This window comes from uncultured Limnohabitans sp. (genome assembly GCF_937889215.1).
Lineage (GTDB): Bacteria > Pseudomonadota > Gammaproteobacteria > Burkholderiales > Burkholderiaceae_C > Limnohabitans_A.
Genome location: NZ_CALBEX010000443.1, coordinates 1 through 1,045, shown reverse-complemented (window position 1 = coordinate 1,045; position 1,045 = coordinate 1). Strand labels below are relative to the sequence as shown.

Annotated in this window: 1 protein-coding gene; it reads right to left on the bottom strand. The window is 52.0% G+C overall.

Translation table 11 applies throughout. The features are described from left to right. The coding region (locus Q0341_RS11300) for a family 1 glycosylhydrolase (RefSeq protein ID WP_299513282.1) at positions 1–909 on the bottom strand (909 nt) is incomplete at its 3' end. Positions 910–1,045 lie beyond the last annotated feature (136 nt).

The window sequence follows — 1,045 nt, the reverse complement described above, 5'->3', positions numbered from 1 at the left end:
GAAGTTGCGCGTGTAGTAATTCACGCCCAAGAAATCATTTCGTTGCGCGATGGTTTCCAGATCTCCTGGCATGACTTGTGGTGCATCACTGCCCAAGTGCACAATCACGTCTTCAGGGTATGTGCCTTTAAAAAGCGCATCCATGTAAAGGCGTAAATTTAAGCCATCGTCTAAATGTGCTTTCTCCACGTCTTTCGGGTCATGACTGGCTGGGTAAATGGGAGACAGGTTCAGCACAATGCCCATGGGCGTTGTGACCCCCAAGCCACGCATTGCTTGCAAGGCCATACCGTGGCTCAGCAACAAATGGTGAACCGACTGCATGGCTTGAAATCTTGATTGAATGCCAGGTGCAAATATGCCTTGTTCATAGCCCAAGATGGCAACGACCCAAGGCTCGTTGTGCGTACAAATGCTGTGCACACGGTGACCAAAACGTCTGGCCACTTCGGTTGCATACCGTGTGAAATGTGCGCACACTTTGCGGTCGGCCCATCCACCCTGATCCTGCAAGGCCTGCGGTAAATCCCAATGGTTGAGCGTGAGGTGAAGCTCAATGCCACGCTGTCCCAGCGCCGTTATCAATTTGTCGTAAAACGCAAAGCCCGCCTCGTTCCATGCGCCCTGCCCATCGGGCTGAACCCTTGGCCAAGAGATGGAGAACCGGTAAGCATTGACGCCCAATTGGCTGATCAATTCGACATCTTCTTGCCACCGGAAATAATGCTCGCAAGCGTGGTGTCCGTTGCTTGCATCCGCAATTTTTCCCTCCGTGTCACAGAAGGTGTCCCAGATAGATGGGCCTTTGCCATCGCTGGCATGGGCGCCTTCTATTTGAAATGATGATGTGGCCACGCCCCATTTAAAATTTTGCGGAAATTGTGACCGCGATAGATTGGTAAAGCTCATGTTTTAGATGTTGGTTTAGCCACGCACGGCGCCTGCCGTCAGGCCTTCAATCAAGCGGCGAGATGAAAAAATGAAAATGATCAAAAGAGGGATCACGGCGATGGCGGAGCCGGCCATCAGTGCTCCCCATTCAGTG